The organism is Thermosynechococcus sp. GLH187 (genome assembly GCF_031583395.1).
GTDB lineage: Bacteria > Cyanobacteriota > Cyanobacteriia > Thermosynechococcales > Thermosynechococcaceae > Thermosynechococcus.
Genome location: NZ_CP134175.1, coordinates 937,000 through 954,545, shown reverse-complemented (window position 1 = coordinate 954,545; position 17,546 = coordinate 937,000). Strand labels below are relative to the sequence as shown.

The 17,546-nt window shown below is 53.5% G+C and carries 16 protein-coding genes; 7 read left to right on the top strand and 9 right to left on the bottom strand.

The window, feature by feature from the left end; translation table 11 throughout:
- Positions 1-91: 91 nt before the first annotated feature.
- Both RHI63_RS04475 and RHI63_RS04470 read left to right on the top strand, forming a co-directional pair.
- The gene (locus tag RHI63_RS04475) at positions 92-664 is read left to right on the top strand and encodes a Uma2 family endonuclease (RefSeq protein ID WP_206201247.1); all 573 of its coding nucleotides are present in this window, start codon (positions 92-94) and stop codon (positions 662-664) included.
- A 224-nt stretch (positions 665-888) separates the two neighbouring features.
- Entirely contained in the window at positions 889-1,725 is an 837-nt protein-coding gene (locus tag RHI63_RS04470; protein WP_310744878.1) for an EcsC family protein, read from the top strand.
- A gap of 145 nt (positions 1,726-1,870) precedes the next feature.
- Here the strand turns inward: RHI63_RS04470 and RHI63_RS04465 are convergent, their stop codons facing one another.
- The 6 genes from RHI63_RS04465 to RHI63_RS04440 all read right to left on the bottom strand — a co-directional run bounded on the left by RHI63_RS04465 (position 1,871) and on the right by RHI63_RS04440 (position 10,582).
- Complete coding sequence (locus RHI63_RS04465) at positions 1,871-2,953, bottom strand: hypothetical protein (protein ID WP_310744877.1); 1,083 nt, start codon at positions 2,951-2,953, stop codon at positions 1,871-1,873.
- A 299-nt stretch (positions 2,954-3,252) separates the two neighbouring features.
- Positions 3,253-5,502 (bottom strand): cation:proton antiporter, encoded by a 2,250-nt coding sequence (locus tag RHI63_RS04460; RefSeq protein ID WP_310821923.1) that lies wholly within the window; start codon positions 5,500-5,502, stop codon positions 3,253-3,255.
- Positions 5,503-5,513: 11 nt separating this feature from the next.
- A complete protein-coding gene (gene opcA, locus RHI63_RS04455) occupies positions 5,514-6,848 on the bottom strand; it encodes a glucose-6-phosphate dehydrogenase assembly protein OpcA (protein WP_310821922.1) in 1,335 nt (444 codons plus the stop codon).
- Positions 6,849-6,914: 66 nt separating this feature from the next.
- Positions 6,915-8,444, bottom strand: coding sequence for a glucose-6-phosphate dehydrogenase (gene zwf / locus RHI63_RS04450; RefSeq protein WP_206201243.1), 1,530 nt, complete (start codon positions 8,442-8,444; stop codon positions 6,915-6,917).
- 3 nt (positions 8,445-8,447) lie between these two features.
- The gene (gene fbp / locus RHI63_RS04445; RefSeq protein ID WP_206201242.1) at positions 8,448-9,494 is read right to left on the bottom strand and encodes a class 1 fructose-bisphosphatase; all 1,047 of its coding nucleotides are present in this window, start codon (positions 9,492-9,494) and stop codon (positions 8,448-8,450) included.
- 77 nt (positions 9,495-9,571) lie between these two features.
- Entirely contained in the window at positions 9,572-10,582 is a 1,011-nt protein-coding gene (locus RHI63_RS04440; protein ID WP_310821920.1) for an isochorismatase, read from the bottom strand.
- A gap of 173 nt (positions 10,583-10,755) precedes the next feature.
- Here RHI63_RS04440 and RHI63_RS04435 point away from each other — a divergent pair, with 173 nt between their 5' ends.
- The 5 genes from RHI63_RS04435 to RHI63_RS04415 all read left to right on the top strand — a co-directional run bounded on the left by RHI63_RS04435 (position 10,756) and on the right by RHI63_RS04415 (position 14,586).
- The gene (locus RHI63_RS04435) at positions 10,756-11,364 is read left to right on the top strand and encodes a hypothetical protein (RefSeq protein ID WP_310454368.1); all 609 of its coding nucleotides are present in this window, start codon (positions 10,756-10,758) and stop codon (positions 11,362-11,364) included.
- A gap of 44 nt (positions 11,365-11,408) precedes the next feature.
- Positions 11,409-12,650, top strand: a complete 1,242-nt coding sequence (locus RHI63_RS04430; protein ID WP_206201239.1) for a hypothetical protein — start codon at positions 11,409-11,411, stop codon at positions 12,648-12,650.
- A gap of 14 nt (positions 12,651-12,664) precedes the next feature.
- A complete protein-coding gene (locus tag RHI63_RS04425) occupies positions 12,665-12,961 on the top strand; it encodes a hypothetical protein (RefSeq protein ID WP_310821918.1) in 297 nt (98 codons plus the stop codon).
- 8 nt (positions 12,962-12,969) lie between these two features.
- The gene (locus tag RHI63_RS04420) at positions 12,970-13,914 is read left to right on the top strand and encodes a branched-chain amino acid ABC transporter permease (RefSeq protein WP_206201237.1); all 945 of its coding nucleotides are present in this window, start codon (positions 12,970-12,972) and stop codon (positions 13,912-13,914) included.
- Between the two features lie 234 nt (positions 13,915-14,148).
- Positions 14,149-14,586, top strand: coding sequence for an ATP-binding protein (locus tag RHI63_RS04415; RefSeq protein WP_149817272.1), 438 nt, complete (start codon positions 14,149-14,151; stop codon positions 14,584-14,586).
- 2 nt (positions 14,587-14,588) lie between these two features.
- Here the strand turns inward: RHI63_RS04415 and RHI63_RS04410 are convergent, their stop codons facing one another.
- The 3 genes from RHI63_RS04410 to RHI63_RS04400 are packed head-to-tail and all read right to left on the bottom strand — an operon-like array spanning position 14,589 to position 17,518.
- On the bottom strand, positions 14,589-15,368 hold the full coding sequence (locus RHI63_RS04410) for an FAD-binding domain-containing protein (protein ID WP_310821917.1): 780 nt from the start codon (positions 15,366-15,368) through the stop codon (positions 14,589-14,591).
- Positions 15,369-15,420: 52 nt separating this feature from the next.
- On the bottom strand, positions 15,421-16,149 hold the full coding sequence (locus RHI63_RS04405) for a circadian clock KaiB family protein (protein WP_310821916.1): 729 nt from the start codon (positions 16,147-16,149) through the stop codon (positions 15,421-15,423).
- Between the two features lie 4 nt (positions 16,150-16,153).
- On the bottom strand, positions 16,154-17,518 hold the full coding sequence (locus tag RHI63_RS04400; RefSeq protein WP_302678959.1) for a type IV pilus twitching motility protein PilT: 1,365 nt from the start codon (positions 17,516-17,518) through the stop codon (positions 16,154-16,156).
- Between the last annotated feature and the right edge of the window lie 28 nt (positions 17,519-17,546).

Here is a 17,546-nt window from a genome sequence, read left to right as displayed (position 1 = left end):
CAAGCTCCCCTGTATACTTCTGGCAACCCAGTTGGGGAAGCGAGCAAGCATCTCCCTTGGCCAAAAGCTCCCTTTTTTGCAAAACAAACCCATGATTGCTCTGAACCTGCGTCCCACGATTGAATTAACTGATGAAGCCTTCGAGCAACTTTGCCGTAGTAACCCTGAGCTACGGCTAGAGCGTAGCGCTCAGGGAGAATTGATTGCCATGGCGCCTGCCGGCAGTGAAAGTAGCCGTCAAAACCTCAGTCTCAGTGCCCAGTTATGGCACTGGAACCAACAAACAAAGCTGGGTGTAGCCTTTGACTCCTCCGCTGGTTTTCGTTTACCCAATGGCGCCATTCGCTCCCCTGATGCTGCTTGGATTGAAAAAAGTCGCTGGCAACGCCTCACCCCTGAGCAACGGCGCCGCTTTGCCCCCATCTGTCCTGATTTTGTGTTGGAACTCAAGTCGCCAACCGATGATTTGGCTGCTCTCCAAGTCAAGATGCAGGAGTATGTGGACAATGGTGCCCAACTGGGTTGGTTAGTTGATCCCGAAATGCGACAGGTTTACTGTTATCGATCTGGGCAAGCTGTGCAGGTTTTGGAACATCCCCCTTGTCTTTCAGGAGAGCCCCTGTTGCCTAACTTTGTAATGGATTTCACCTTGATTTGGGATTAGGGATTCTCTATTATAGGACGGCTCTGCCGTTCGTACTGCCCTTCCCCAGCATGAGTGTCGAGGCTTGGCGCGCCCTAGGTCAGTGCCCTGATTCGTGGAGTGGTTTGTCGCTATCGCGGTTACTCTATGGGGGAATTATGGCGCTGGTTTGTGGCGGCTTGGCAATTGCTGCGGCAGGAGCAAGGTTCTCATCTTACGGTTTGTTATTCCCGGGTGTGGCCACGATGACCCGCAATCTTGCTCTTACGGATTATGAGCGGCAACAAATTCAAAAAATCAGTGCTTGGCTGCGGGAAGAAACGAACCCTCTGCAACAGGCGGTGCAATCGGTCAATGCCACAGTCGAGCGTCATGTCAGTCGGATGTTGTCCCCTGAACATCTAGCGATTCTGCGTAAGGCGGGCGATCGCCTACTGGCCAATAGTGATCAGGCTTGGCAACACCTGAAACAGCGATTGGGGAACACTCGGGTGCCAGTCGATCATTGGCAGGATCTCAAGGATCAACCCCTAGAGGTGTGCGATCGCCTGCAAGCTAGGGTTGCCGGTGCGGCCTTGACCAACGCTGCCTTGGAAGCCCTGATCACTGCTCCCTTTGACTTTCTGGGCGAACTGGTGGATGTGGGGTTGACTCTGCTATTGGGTCTCAAAACCATTCAAGCGGTGGGCTTGTGCTATGGCTTTGGCAGTGAGACCACAGTTGAACAGCACATCATCTGGGGCACATTGGGGATCAGTTTTGCCGGCACTGCCAAGGAACGTCAGCATCTATTGTTGAGTTTGCTGCATCCTTCTGAGGACAGTGAACGGGGGGCGATCGCCGGCCTCTTGGAAGACAGTGCCTTTGAAGTTTTTACCGACAACACGGTGGAGGCGGTGTTGAGTCGCGCATTAGTGATGTTGAGGGAAGAATTGAGTGGCGAGTTGATCCCCGTGATTGGCACTGCTTTGGGGGTTCTGGAAAGCGAACAATTTGCCCGAGAAGTGGCAACGACCGCGCGATATGTTTATCAGTTGCGTTGGCTACTGTGTGCTCACAGTGGCAGCGGAGTGGATGGTTGACAGCGGCTACCGCCGCCAAAGTCCATGGTCGTGCCAAAATCTCTGTGGAAGAAACAATCCACTACTATCTTGCCGATGACGCTGTTTTGGAATGGCTACCTCAAGAAAAGAAACAGTCGTTTGTCACTATCGGGGTTACTCAATTTTATTCAATTAATGGAGTCAATTCTCTTTTCATTTCTTCTGCTGTCTTGATACAGTTAAATCCCCAAAAATAGTTACAGGCTTCATACTGATCATGTGTAACACTCAGTGAGATATCGCGAAATAAATTCGTTAAATGTGATGAAATTGATTGATATGTTTTTCTTTCTTGATAAGATTTTATACCATTCTCTACCCTGATTTTCAAGGGAATGTTGATCAGAACATCTGCTGTACAGATTATCTGTTGTTCAAATAGCCAATGGGGTTTATTCATGTAAATACAGTACCCAATGTGAGTACCAATAGCGTTAGAAGCAGTGACATCTGACAGCCAGATGATTGATTTAAGACGATTCAGAAAATTCCAATCATAAATGTGACCTGCTGTTGTGCAGTGAAACCCTGCATTCAGGTAGAGTTCTACAATTTCAGGACGGCAATCTTTCCAGTAAAAACAAATAAGTACTGATTCAAACTGATGATCCTTTGATACTCTTCTAAGCCATTCGATAGCCTGTAAATGATTGAATGAAGTTTTAATTAGATGGGTTGAGTGTGCAGGGAAAAATAGTAGCGTTTTTCCAAGTTTTTTCTTGTAATCCTTTAGTGTTTCAATATCGATTAACTCTGCGTAATGTATATATGGCCCTATAGGTAATACTTTCCTCTCTGTATGTTTTGAAATAACTTCTTTTCTAAACTCACTGAATGTAATAATTGCCCTTGCAAAGGGATCATCGTCAGGTGCTCCGGAATCATCTAGATAGCAACCATGTTCGATAGGCGCCAGAAGCTTTTTTTTAGGCTGAATGCCAGCATAATGCTTGATTGTTTTGGATATACCATAGAGTGAGTTTTGTGAAAATTCTTCCGGAACTAAGTGATAGCAAATTCTCATAGGGATATCTACGTTATTAATATCCCGGTCAAACTGAAGTATGTTTGCATTCTTTTCTATGTAGGGCAAATATAGGTAAGACTCAAGTTTTGTAATTGGGTTTCTTGCAGGTGCAATCAGAAACAGTCTAATAGCCCTGATCGTTTTCTCAATCCCTCTTGACAAAGATCGATTTAGTAGCATGACTTCTTGTATATCCGTTTTTAGAGGAGGAATAATTCTTCGTCTAAGATTATACTAGGCGCTGATTCTTATTAACAGAAGCTAAAGCTAATTTGGTTAGTAATAGAGTTTATTAAGTTTGGGCAAATGACATTGGCGGTACTGTTGGGTCTGAAAATGATCCAAGAGTTGGATCTATGCTCCTAGCAGTGAGATTGTGGCTGAACAGAAGATCATTTGGGGCACGTCGGGGTGAGTTTTCTAGCTATAGTCTATAGTCAAGGATCATGAGTATCTCTACAGTGCTGGCTACTGCGTGCTCACGGTGGCAGCGGAGTGGATCGTGCTTGCAGTTGATCGCCAATGCGCTGTAGGGCAGCCATAGAGCCAGTGAGGAGGAGGCGATCGCCCGCCATTAGGGGACAGTCCTCCTTGGGTTCCAAGAGCAGCGTTCCCTCTCGCCGCAGGGCACGGATGGTGATGGTCTCAGGCAGATGCAGATCGGCAATGGTGCGATGTTGTTCGCCAATCTCTTTGGGCAACATGATCCAAAGAAACAAGGTTTCCCCTTGGGGCACACTGACACGGCCATTGATCAGGGCTTCACAAGCTGCAAACTCTGCTGGCTGACCAACAATCAGGAGGCGATCGCCCCCCTCAAGACAGGTTTCACCACTGGGATAATCCACCTCAGTACCATCGGCACGGACAATGGCCAACAGAGTCACCCCCGTCAACTGGCGCAGTTGAATTTCCGCAAGACTCATGCCCCGAATGGGGGAATCCTCAGGGACGGTCAGCCAGCGACTATTCATATCCTGAGCTGCTTGCCGCAGGAGACGGGCGGTTCCCTCAGGGGGAGTATCGCCGCGCAAATTGGCGTAGTGGCTGTCGCGCACCTGTTGTACCTGCTGCTGAATGTGGCGTTCACCCATGCCTAGCGTAAAGAATAGATGAGCGGCCAACTCCAGACTGGCTTCAAACTCGGGCTGCACCACCTCCCGTGCCCCCAGTTGATAAAGCAACTCAATGTCGCGATCGCTATTGGCGCGCACAATGACATCCAGTTCCGGGGCAAACTCTAGGGCACGCTTGAGACAGAGGCGGGTACTCATACTATCCGAGAGGGCGATCGCCATACCAAGGGCTTGATCGACGCCTGCTTTGGCCAGAATGGTGGTACTAGCGGCATTGCCGTAAATGTAGGGCAGTTGGGCATCGCGCACTTCGTTAATCACCGTTTCACTTTGCTCAATGACCAACACGGGATAATTTTGTTTTTGGAGGAGTTTCACCACACTCTTGCCGACGCGACCATAGCCACAGACAATCACATGGTTCCGCTGCGGCAACCCCGTTAAATCCATGTCGAGGATTTCATCTTCCTTGAGGATGCGGCGCAGTAGGGGCAGTTCCAACAGCACAGGCACCAGCTTTAACAAAAAGGGCGTCACCAGCAACGTCACTGCTGTCGTGCCGAGGGTGAGCAGATAAACTTGTTGGGACACCAATCCCAAGCCCCGCCCTGCCGTCAGCAGCACAAAGGAAAATTCCCCAATCTGAGCCAGCCCAATCCCAGCCAGTAATGACGTTTTCCACGAATAGCCAAAGAGCTTGACTATGGGGGTGGTGATCAGGAATTTACCCAGAATCACTAGGCTGACCAGTTCAATAATGCGATCCAAGTGCTGCCAGAGAAACACTGGATCAATGAGCATACCAATGGAAGCGAAGAAGAGCGTGGTAAAGACATTGCGGATCGATTCCACGTAATCGAGAGTTTGATCGGCATACTCCACCTCGGAGATCATCAGACCGGCAATAAAGGCACCAATCTCAATCGAAAGCCCCAAATACTGGGTCAGCAGGGCAATTCCCAAACAGAGGGCAACGACGCCTAAAAGGAAAAGCTCACGACTTTCTGTTTTGGCCAGTAGCCGTAGCAAGGGGGGCAGCAACCACATCCCAGCGGCGATCGCCCCCACGGCAATCAAAGCAATGGTCAAGACTGCTTGGCCGAGGGCAAGTCCCAACTCCTCTGGGGGTTTGTTCAGGGCGGGTAAGACGGCAATCATCAAGCCCACCGCCAGATCCTGCACCACCAAGATGCCCAGCATAATTTGCCCTTGGATCGACTCCAGCTCATTGCGATCCATGAGGCTGCGCAGCACCACTGCTGTTGAAGAGAGGGAGAGGACAGCACCGAGGAAAATCCCCTGATTGGGGGAACTTACCCAGCCAACCCCAACGGAAATGAGCGTTGTAACTGCAATGGTCAGGAGAATTTGCAGGGCACTGCCCCCCAAGCTAACCCCTTGAACTTTGCGAATTTCACCGAGGGAGAAGCTCACCCCTAGGGCAAAGAGCAAAAAGGCCACCCCCAGTTGTGCCAAACCTTCCACTTGAGGTACTTCCTTGAGGAGTCCCAAGCCCGTTGGCCCGACCAACATACCGGCCAAAAGGTAGCCCAGCAGGATCGGTTGTCGCAGCAAAGCCGCCAACACACCCCCCACTGCCGCTGCCCCCAGTACCACACTGAGGTCAATGACAAGGCGAAAATCTTCAGTCATGGGATCTAATGCTAGGGCATCAAGGCTAGCATCTGAGCCACAACGGCAAAACTCTCACTGTAGAGGAAGTCTTGTCCCCAGCGCTGAAGTTCCTGACTCAAGAGCACCTCAGCCGTGAGATCACTCAGGGGAGACACATGATAAGTACGGCACATTTGAGCACTGCCCCCGGCCTCCATGCGCATACAGCCACGGGTTTCTGAGCAAATGATTGTACAGCAATCGGCTTGGAGATTGGAGGAGGTGAGTTTGAGGTCAATTAAATCCCCCAGCACGAGGCCAGCATCACCCGTGGGAATGCCTGCTAATTCTGCCTTAATCAACCGTTGATCGGAGGCCACCAGTTCCACGTGATAGACATCATAGTCACCGCACTCGTGGCGGATCTGGCGCGGCTGCCACTGAAGCCGGGAAGCTAACCAGCCAAGGTACATTAAAGCTTGGGCGGGATTCCCTTTTTCGTAGTCAATGACCACTTGATCAATTTCCTGAATGGCCAAACGGCGTTCGGGGGGATCAAAGGCTTCAGCCGCCAGTTCTTGCCATGCCCCCAGACGGCGCCAGTTTAGATCTGTTAGGGGAAGCGGTTGTTCAAGGAGGGGGGCAATTGCCCGCAAGCCCCGCAGCGGATCGAGAAATTCACTGGAATCCACAATCACGCGGCTAAATTGGGGCGCAAGGGTTTGAAACAGCTCAAAGTTATTGAACAAGTCCCCCTTCCACCACAAAAAGCGGGGGAGTTCGCGAATGATTAAAGACTGCAACAGGGGTTCCACCCGCTGGAAGGCGCTATGGGTGCCCTTGAGGGTAATGTATTCACAGCAAACGAGGGAACTGCGCATCTTTTTGTTGATCGGGCAGTAGGCCGCCACCTGAGCAGTAATTCCCGTATCTTCGCCAAGGGTAGGACACAGGGCAATCACCCGACAGGGATTTTGGCTGGCGATCGCGTCAGCAATGCCACTACCGCGCATATCCACGGCATAGCGATCGCTCCGAGGGGTTCCCTGAGCATATTCTGCCTGCAAGGCCTGCCGCAGTTGGGGCGTGACTCGACCCGTCAAGGGCAAGTTGTGATTCTTTTCAGCAGCACGAATCGCCGACTGCATGCGGGGGCCAAGGATACCATCAATGGGGCCTGTGTAGTAGCCCAAGGCCGCTAGCAATTGTTGGGTATCATCCGCCTCATAGACAACTAGGGTAAAGGTGGTTGCCCGCACTGCTGCTGGCGCCGTACCATCCCCGCCATGGCTGAGCCAAATTTGCCGCAAACTTTGCTCAATATCATCTAACGAGACATCCACGGGATCTTGGAGCGCTACGAGGGGAGTTGATTCAATTGCCATACCTAGGTACCTATCTGTGAATGAAGTTCGGCCTTGATTCCCATCTCTTCCCATGATGGATAAAGATCACAGTCGCCGCCACCGCCGACCATCGGCATTAATCATCGCTTCTGCGGCATCGGGATCCCATGTCCCCGCTTCATAGGTGGGAATCGTGTCTGGATCCGTAGGGGCATCCCAAGCACTGAGCACCGGCATCACCACCCGCCAAGCTGCTTCCACCTCATCCGCCCGGGTAAACAGGGTTTGATCCCCGAGCATGCAGTCCAGCAAGAGCCGCGCATAGGCATCCGCCGTTGCCATTCCAAAGGAGGAGCCGTAGCTAAAGTCCATTTCCACCGTGCGCGTGCGCAGATCTGCACCGGGCATCTTTGCCTCAAAGCGCAGGGCAATCCCCTCATTCGGCTGGATACGCATTGTTAGAATATTGGGGTTGGTTTGGCGGGCGGCCGACTGGAAAATCAGCAGGGGCACATCGCGAAACTGAATCGAGATTTCCGTCACTTTTTTTGCCAAGCGTTTACCCGTGCGCAAATAAAAGGGCACCCCCTGCCAGCGCCAGTTATCAATCACCAGTTTGAGTGCCACATAGGTGGGCGTGGTGGAGGTGGGACTCACCCCCGGCTCTTCGCGGTAACCCACCACAGGTTTGCCCTTCATCCAGCCGGCTCGGTATTGGCCGCGGACAGCACAGGCATCGAGATTATCCAAATCTGCTAAACGGGTGGCTTGGAGCACCTTCACCTTTTCGTTGCGCAGACTATCGGCATCGAGGGCATTGGGGGGTTCCATGGCGGTCAAGGCCAATAACTGAAGGATGTGGTTTTGCACCATGTCCCGCAGAGCACCCGAAGTTTCATAGTAGCCCGCGCGGTCTTCAACCCCCACGGTTTCGGCAACGGTAATCTGCACATGATCTATGTACTGGCGGTTCCAGAGGGGTTCAAAAATAGCATTAGCAAAGCGAAACACCATCAGGTTTTGAACGGTTTCTTTGCCGAGGTAGTGGTCAATACGGTAAACCTGCTCCTCTTTGCACACCGACTGCACCACTTCATTGAGGGCTTGGGCAGAGGTGAGATCGCGGCCAAAGGGCTTTTCAATGACGAGGCGATGCTTTTGGGGATCACTCAATAGACCGGCTGCCCCTAGTTGTTGAATCGCTTCAACGAAAAAGTTCGGTGAGACCGCAAGGTAAAAGACGCGATTGCCGCGAGTTTGGCGTTTTTCATCCAGCTCGGCCAAGAGGGTTTTCAGTTTGGTGTAGGCGGCGGGATCATCCATATTGCCAGAGCAGTAAAACAGGCCTTGGGCAAATTCCTGCCACAGGGGTTCCGCCTGAATGCCACCGCCAAATTCCTCGACCCCTTGGCGCAGATGCTCGCGAAAATAGTCATCACTCCAGTCGCGACGCGCCACACCAACAATCGTGAGTTCTGGGGGCAGACGGCGTTCCAGTTTCAGTTGATAAATGGAGGGAATGAGCTTGCGCTGGGTGAGATCTCCACTGGCACCAAAGATCACTAGAATCAGTGGTTCTGGGGTGCGCTCTTGGCGTAATCCGACCCGCAGGGGATTTTCAAATAGGATTACCATGGGTTACACCTGTGTCACAGTTGCGTTGGCAGGGGTAGGCTGAATAAAGGATTCCACAAGGGCAACGTTCTCAGGGCTGCCAATAATGAGTGGTGTGCGCATGTGCAGATGATCAGGCACGACATCGAGGAGGGGTTGGGTGCCGGTACTGGCTTTGCCACCGGCCTGTTCCACGAGGAAGGCGATCGGTGCCGCTTCGTAGAGTAGACGCAACTTCCCCGCGGGATTTTTCTGGGTGCCCGGATAGAGAAAGACCCCCCCCTGCATGAGGATGCGGTGAATATCGCCGACAAGGGCACCACTGTAGCGGGCACTGTAGCCGGGCTGGCGATGGACATGGCGGACATAGTTACGAATGGATTCTTCCCATGCCCAGAAGTTGCCTTCGTTGACACTGTAGATGGAGCCACTAGCGGGAATTTGCAGGTTCTCGATCGCCAGAATAAACTCGCCGAGGCTAGGGTCAAGGACAAAAACATGGGTGCCCCTGCCCAGGGAATAGACCAGCATCGTACTAGGGCCATAGAGAATATAGCCCGCGGCAATTTGCTTGTGGCCATCTTGTAGAAGATCAGCAGCGGTGCCGTCTAGATCAGTGCCCTCCTGCTGGCGAATCGCAAAAATGGAGCCTACGTTCAGGTTAATGTCCACATTGGAGGAACCATCGAGGGGATCGTAAAGCAGCGTGTAGCGGCCAATGGGGCAGTTTTCGGGAATGTAGTAGGGTTTCTCCATTTCCTCAGAAGCAAGGCGACACACCAAGCCACTTTGCTTGAAGGCCGCAATAAAGACTTCATTGGCATAGACATCCATTTTTTTGACGTCTTCCCCTTGGATGTTCACTGCCCCTGTAAAGCCCAACACCCCCTCCATGAGACCCGCTCGACTCAAACGGCGGGCAATGAGCTTGCCAGCAAGGGCAATGCGATTCATTAGGGCACTCAGGTCTTGGGCAGCGGCGTCAAAGCTTTGGAGTTGCTGGAGAACGTGCCGAGATAGGGTCAAACAATCGCGATCGAGGGCTTGTTCGTGGGCTGCAAAATCAGTCATAGCCCCTCCCTAGTGAGGATGCATCTAGCCCCGATCCTAAACTGTCTCTTTTCAGAAGTGGTAAGTCTTTAGATCAACTAAAGATTCCAAGGAGCACTGCTAGTGGTGATCCGGTGCATGCCGGCAGCAGCAAACTCGGCAAAGGTTGCATTGGCAGTTTCGCTAAAGTCCACGACCCCCGGCACCACCACAGGGGACATACAATCCTCAAGGAGATAGACCCGCTGGGCGAGTTGGGGATCGCGCTGCTGAATTTCACTGAGCAGGTCGGCTACCGTCCAAGCAACACAGTGACTTTTGGCTTGACCGGCAATGATCAGGCGATCGCCCGCCAGCAGATGCTCAATCAAAGCGCTATTCACCGCCACTAAAGGACGCCCTTGGAGGTCATGGCTCACCTCTGGACGCAACACCGAATAATTCTCCGTCAGGGGGTGGCTCCCCTTGAGTTCGATGCGGGTTTGCTGCTGTCGCGCCACAGTATGAAAGAAACAGGCCTCCTCCACAGCAGACACAAGGGCATGGCCAATCCCCCCCAGCATCGAGTGGTAAGGCCAAATCGTCAACGGAAATTTGCCTTTGGCGGCTAACTGGGCAACGTAGTGCCGGGCATAGGCCTGCAAACTCTCTTGATCAGTCATGCCGAGGGAGGTCAGCAGATGGGGATTGGGTTGCCAGCGCCCGCGCTCAACATCGTCAACGCTAATCGTGGTTAGAGGTGGCGGCGGTTCCCCGGTAGCATCTCTCCAAAAGAGGGGATGAAAAATTTGACTGGCGGTATGGGTATCGAGGGTAACGATAATCTCGCTAATGTGGGCAAGGTGGGTGTAGATAAAGCGGCAGAGGCGTTGATTATCCGCAACCGCCCCTTGGACAAATAGCTCAAAGTCGGGTAGGCAAAAGGTGTTTTGCACATCAATGAGCAACAGGATCGTACGCTGCCGATCCTCAGCGGCAGGGGGAATTTGATACTGCTGTGCCCATTGCCGCGCCTGCACTGCTCGCTCTTGGTAGGGAACGCGCCACACTTGAGCAACCTTAGTGGCATCAAAAAAATCGGGGATAGGCAGTTCTTTGATCGGCGCCATAGGCAAGGGATCCGCTGCAGACCCGCTGCAAAATAGTGTAAAAAGTATTTGTGGATACAATTGTTAATTTTTAATAAAAGTCTAGAATATCAGAAATTCTACGGATGCGCAACAATTGATTACCTCTATAAAGTAGAGTTAGTCAAAGCTTAATCTTGATTGGGAAACTCGCAATGCTGGTGCGTACACTCAAGAGTGTTTTAGAGCAACATATTGCCGGAGTTCCGGGTGTGTTAGCTGTGTTAATTGGCCGCATGACGGATGGAGCAACCATTGCCGAAATTAACTACAGTGGCAATAGCCTTGAAAATGAGTCCTTGAGTTCTTTGGGGGCCTATGCCAGCGATCTGCTGCGAGCCAACAATCGCGTGTGCCAAGTGGTGGATCCGGCCTCGGAGGCAGACTATCTGCTAGCGGGTTCGGCAGAGGTGCGATTGGTGATCAAAGCCTTTAGCAAAACTCCCTACTTTGTCCTGTTTCTCACCAAGGGTAGCACGAACCTGAAGCTGGTCTTTGAGCGGATCAAGGCGATCTTGGCGGATGGCAAGCCCCTGTTGCCCCCCGTGCAGGATAACACGACCTCCGTCGCTCAACTGCTGCTTAGCTATGCCCGTCGCTATGCTCCGGATCCCAACTTTGTGACGCTGCGGTTGTCGTTGAAAACGGGCTTGCACCGCGAGCGATTGGAAAAAGGCCAGTTGGATGAACGGGAAGTGCGGATTCTCTACAAGGGCGTGGCCGATATCTTGGGTGTGGAACGCCTGCCGGTTGCCCTTCCCTAGGTTGATTTGACTCACCCTTCACCATTTAACAAAAGATTGGCCCTATGTTTGAGCATCTCCGTATCGATCGCCCCCGCAAGCTGGTGGCTTTTTTTGACGAACCAGTGATTTTCCACTGCCACCACTACAACCTATTTCTCCAGCAAACCATTGAAGACCCCGACTGGATTGATGGCGTCAGTATCCTACAGACCTCAGCCCAAGAGATTTTCTATAGCTTGCTCGCCAATGCCTTTAATACGTTGGGAGTGCAAACGCCAGCGGAACGCCTTGCCACCGCCGCCCAGATTTTTAGCTTTTTGGGCTTTGGCCGCCTCAACTTTGAGGTGACAGAAGAGGGGGGTGAGGTGGAATTAACCCACTCCCACTATGCAGAGGGCTGGCTTGGAAAATACGGTGAGCAGGTGAGCCGCACGAAACCCATTGATCACTTGGCGGTGGGTTATGTGGCCGCAGCCCTAGATGCCACCTTTGCGGCGTTGGGTACCTATGTGGCTGAAGAAACCAGTTGTATGGTAGTGACGCGGCAGGATCACTGCATGATCCATGTGACCAAAGCACCGGTGCGCCGCTCCCTAACACCGAGTCCGCAAATGGGCAAGCTCATTGATCAACCAGCGCCCCTGCCGCAGCCAGAAACCAGTGTGGACTACGATGCGGTGAACGAAGCCCTCTGGGGACTGCCCCTAGAAGGGGATGTGAATGGTCAAATTCGTGCCTTTAATGTGCTGCTGACGCGGATGCCCGCCAACTACTACAACCGCATTCAGTACCGTTTCTTGGATGAGCTGCAAAAGGTAGATCCGCAGCTTCTAGAGGTGGGGCAGGCCTTGATCCGTGAATCAGGCCATGTTTGTGTCTTTTACACCTTTGGCAATATCATGGAGTCTTTGGAGTGGGAAACGGTCGTTGGCCCGATGTTAAAAACCGATACCGATTGGATTCACGGGGGGTATGCTGTTGCCAGTAGTTTGGGATGGGGGCGTTGGCAAGCCCTAGAGGTGGTCGGGAATGAATCCTGTCGGGTGGCCATTGATGGCAACTACGAAACCAACTACTTCTTGGCTTCCTATCCCCATACCCTGCAACCGGCCTGTTATTTTGCCCAAGGGGCGGTACCGGCAATGATGAACATTGTCTATAACGGGCGCATTCAACAGAAGCCTGTCTTAGATGAGGCGTTTTACAATCGTCTCTTTCAACGGGGCGGTGTGTTTCAAGGGGCAGAGGTGAAGGCGCGGGAAAAGGGCGATCCCTGGTGTGAATTTTATGCTCAACGCCTATAAGTTCAGTTCTGAGAATGCCAATTCAACTCTCTAAACGGCGGGAATGTGGCGGTACATGGGTGGTTGATGTGGATCTGGGGCGATCGCCCACCAACGAGGAACTCACTACCCTTGCCCAGCGCCATGGTGGTCGCTGTCGCCAATTTCAACAGTTGGTGTGGCTCGATTTCCCTAGCGGTCGGATTACGGCCTCCCTGCGGCTGTCGCGTCTGACGATTCGCCTTGGGGATAACGCCCTCAAAGCAGCCATTATTGCGGAGTTGCAGCAGCTTGCTGCGGCCAGCGTGCCGGCCTGTGCAATGGATGCTTAGCAGTAATTATGGCGGGTTGGCTCGGCACGTACGACTTCCTACTGGTTTCGATGACCTTGGGGGCGATGCTGGCCTTGTCGCTGTATTTGCCCCTGATGAGTGGCCAACTCTCCCTTGCGAGTCCAGCGTTTTATGCCATGGGTGGCTATATTGCTGCCTTGGTCTCAACCCGTCTTTTTCCTGACCTGAACCCCTATCCCGTGCCCTTGGTGCTGGGGGAAATGGTGTTGGCGGCTGTGGTCTGTGGTGTGGTGGGCTGGGGCTTGGGGGTGCCGGTGCTGCGGTTACGGGGCATTTATTTTGCCATTGCCACGATTGCTTTCTCTGAGGTGCTGCGGGTGTTGGCACTCAATCTGGAGGTGACCGGGGGGGCGATCGGCATCTTTGGCATTCCCCAACCCTTTAGTACACCCTTGGGCTATTTGTGGCTGACGCTGCCCTTGCTGGTCATGGTGGCGATCGCCATCGGTCGCTTGGAACAGACCCGTGCGGGCAAGGCGATGCAGGCCATTCGTGCCGATGAATTGGTGGCACAGACCCTCGGTATTGATACCACTCGCTACAAGGTTTTGGGTTTTGTCTTGGGGGCAATTCTAGCGGGGGTGGCGGGAGTTTTGGCGGCCCATCTTTTGAATACTTGGAATCCGCGTCAGGGCACGTTTGATATGGGGGTGTTGGCACTGACAGCAGTGCTGGTGGGGGGCAATCGCACGTTTGTGGGGGCGATCGCTGGCGGTATGCTCTTTACAGCTCTGCCTGAACTCCTGCGGGGACTCGCCGATCAACCCTATTTGCCAGTGGCAGTGGCCACTTTTTTCCGCGATGGCCGTCTGATGCTCTATGGGTTGCTGATTATCCTCGGCACACGGTTCTTTCCCCAGGGGTTGTGCCAGCCTCCCAACTGGCGATCTCTCTGGTGCACCCTATTGGGCAACAAAACGAGGAAAATGTAATCAGTCCTCCTGCATTTGGCTGCTTCATGTCCCATCTGCGTTGCCCCATTGAACCCTCTTTCTCCTGCAGCCCATCTCAGCAGCCCTCCAGCGGCGAAACGTCTATTCGTCATGGCTCCATTTGCATCCTTTACATTCAGTGGGCAGGGCGAGCTGCGGAGCTGTTTTTGACCTCTTGGTATCCGATCCTAAAGCTCTGCAACTGATTCCACCCCAGCAAGGACAACTCAGCCTATGACGCCTCCCTTCACCACGGTTTCCCTAACCCTGACCAGTGACCTGACCCAACTGGAGGCTCTCTTGGCATGGTTCAATCAATATCGCCCCACGACGCTGCCCATCGAAGAGTGGTTGAAATTGGAACTCGCCCTTGCCGAGGGGTTTACCAATGCTGTGCGCCATGCCCATCGCGATCGCGCCAGCGATACCCCCATTCGCATTGATCTCTCCCTTGCAGACACTGTGATTGAATTGCGCATTTGGGATCAAGGGGATCCCTTTGATTTGATGGCCAAACTGGCAACACTCCCCAGCCAAATTGCCCTCGATGCCGAAGGGGGACGCGGCCTACGCCTCTTGGCAACCATCATGGATGAATTGGACTATCAGCGCGTGGGCAATACGGGTAACTGTTTGATTCTGCGCAAAACCGTGAAGCCGACTCCCCAATAACCCTATTCCTTGTGGGGGAAAAGGCGGGCTGCCAATTCCTCGTAGGTGGCATCAAAGGGACAGCGATCGCCCATCGCACACTGGCGACAGTATTTGCCATCGCTATAGCGCTCGAGGTTTTGACGGTTAAAAAAGTAGGGCTTGTGGCTAAAGGTACTGGCCACCCACTGCCACGAGAGGTTATTACTGGCCGGATCGCCATCGAGGAGATGCTGCAAAAACCAAGCGGCTCCCGCCTGCCAGCGCACCCGACACCAATGCACCACATAGGCCGCCAACCATAACCGCGCATGGTTATGCAAGTAGCCCATTCGTTGTAGGTCGGCACTAAAGGCATCCATACAGGCCAGTCCCGTTTTCGCTGCGATGAGTGCAGGAGGTAAGTCGGTTTGATAATCGGTTGCTTGCCAACCCGTTTTATAGGGTTCGATGTCCTGCCACAGGCGATCGCCCCAACGGGCATAGAGGCGCTGCCAATAGTCTCGCCACGCCAGTTGTTGCAGTAAGGCTTCCGCTTGATGGGGGTGAGACACCACTTCCCGCAGGCGATCGCGCACAGTTGCCAAACTAATCACCCCATGGCGCAAATAGGCCGAAAGCCCCGTTACTGCCCCCGCCAAAAAGTTGCGACTTTTGCCATACCGTAGAGGCTGTATCTTGGCCAAACGCTCTTGGGCTGCTGCTAAGCCACCACGGGTTTCACTGACCGCGTCATCCGCCCCCACCACATCGGCAAAGACTTGGCGCAGATAGGGCACATAGGCATCACGAGTTCCCGCCATTCGCTCCACAGCAGCAGCCGCGAGCAGATCTTTAGCAGAATTTGGCATCGGTCTAAGGGCTTAATAAACGTTGCAGGCGATCGCGATTATCCAAGTGTCCCACAAGGCGGCGCACCGGCTGGGGATAGACCCGCACTAAGGTTGGCGTGGCCTGCACTTGATCCTCCTCCGCCAGATCGGGTTGCTTGGTGACATCCACCACTTTGAGCGTATAGGGCACCTTGAGGGAGCGACTCAGCAAGTCATGGAGATTCTTCAGGGCAAGTTCCGTGGCATGGGTTTCTCCACGCACATAGAGGCGAAAGACATAGCGATCGGGTTCCGAAGGACGCGGTGCAAAACTGCTCAGGGGGGTGGCTTCCTGCAAATCATAGATCAGTTGGTGATGCTCCCACAGTTGGGGAAAGCTGCTGCGGTAGGCCTCTAGGGCTTGGACATCGCAGGGATGCTGCGGATCCTGTACCAACTGCCACGGCAATGTGGGCTGATGAGCAGGGGCAAAGAGGGCATTCAATAGGGGACGATGGGGCCATGCCAAGGGATAGACCTCCGCCGCCACTCGCAGGCATTGCTGCTCCTCATCAAACCAGTAATCTACCGCCGCTGTGTAGCAGGGGGATAGGAAAAGGGGCGGCTCCTCCAAATCCAACAGTTGTTGCAGGGCTTGACAAAGCGACTGATGCCAATGCCCCTGTTTTGATGGGTCACGGCAAAAGACCACATCCTCCCCCGGTGTAAAGAGGGCCAACCCCTTGTATAAGACAGGCTTGAGGCCAACCATTGCCCTAGACACGACCCCGTAGAATTTGCGCCATTTCGTTGGGTTTGGGGGAGTTTTCGATGGCGGTTTCCTCATCAATGCGCCCCGCCTCATAGAGTTCGTAGAGGCATTGGTTCATCGTGCACATGCCGTCATACCGACACTGCGGAATAATCGCCTCAATTTCCTCCACTTCACCCCGTAAAATGTAGTCCTTGATGGCATCGGTGTTGATCATGATCTCGTGAATCGCTGCCCGCTTACCATCCGTCGTACGCACAAGGGCTTGGGCAATGACTGCCACCAGCGACTCCGCCACCTGCATCCGCATCGGTCCTTGTTCATCGGGGTTGTAGAGGTTGAGGATCCGCTCAATCGTTTTCACGGCACTGTTGGTGTGCAACGTACCAAAGACCAAGTGACCCGTTTGCGCTGCTTTTAGGGCTGTATTCACTGTCTCGCGATCGCGCATCTCCCCAATCAGAATAATATCGGGGTCTTCCCGCAATGACGCCTTCAGAGCATTGTCAAACTTCAGTGTATGGATACCCACCTCCCGCTGGCGGATCAGGGCACGGCGACTTTGGTGCACAAACTCAATCGGGTCTTCAATGGAGATAATGTGCTTCGGCATTTCGGTATTGATATAGTCCACCATTGCCGCAAGGGTGGTGGATTTCCCGGAACCCGTTGGCCCTGTCACCAGAATCAGACCCTTGTGGTAGTGGCAGAGATCCTTGAAGACCGGCGGCAAATTCAATTGCTCTAGGGTCAGAATCTTCACCGGAATCAAGCGCAGCACCATGGCGGGGCCTTTGAGGGCGACAAAGATGTTGATCCGCACACGGCATAGCCCTTCGTACTGATAGGCACCATCGTATTCAAGGTGGGTGCGAAACTGCTCAATTTGTTGGGGGGTCAGCAGTTCATTCAGCCAGTAGTTAAAGGTTTCCTCATCAGTAACGGGATAGTTGGTAATTTCTAAACGTCCGCGATCGCGAAAGCGCGGCGCTTCGCCAACCCCAACATGAATATCGGAATAGCCGTGCTCAAAAGCCTCCCGCACCAGTTGTTCCATTGTCGGGCCAGAGATCCGCGCGGCTGGTGTGGGCATCGGTTGGGTCGGTACTGCCTGTTGGGGCATTCCCGGCTGCGGCGGCATTGGTCGTGGCGGCATCCCCGGTTGTGGTGGCATGGGTCGAGGCGGCATGCCGGGCTGTGGGGGCATCCCTTGGGGAGGCGGTGGGGGGGCAGCAGGACGGGGAGGCGCCATTCCCGGTTGGGGAGGCAGCGGCGGAACACCCGCCCCCATTGGCGGCCGGGGCGGTGGCATCGGGGGTGAATTGGGAACACGTGGCGGTGGAGGAGGAGGACTTTGGGGATTCGTCATAGGGAAACTCGTGAGAGGGCTAGCAATG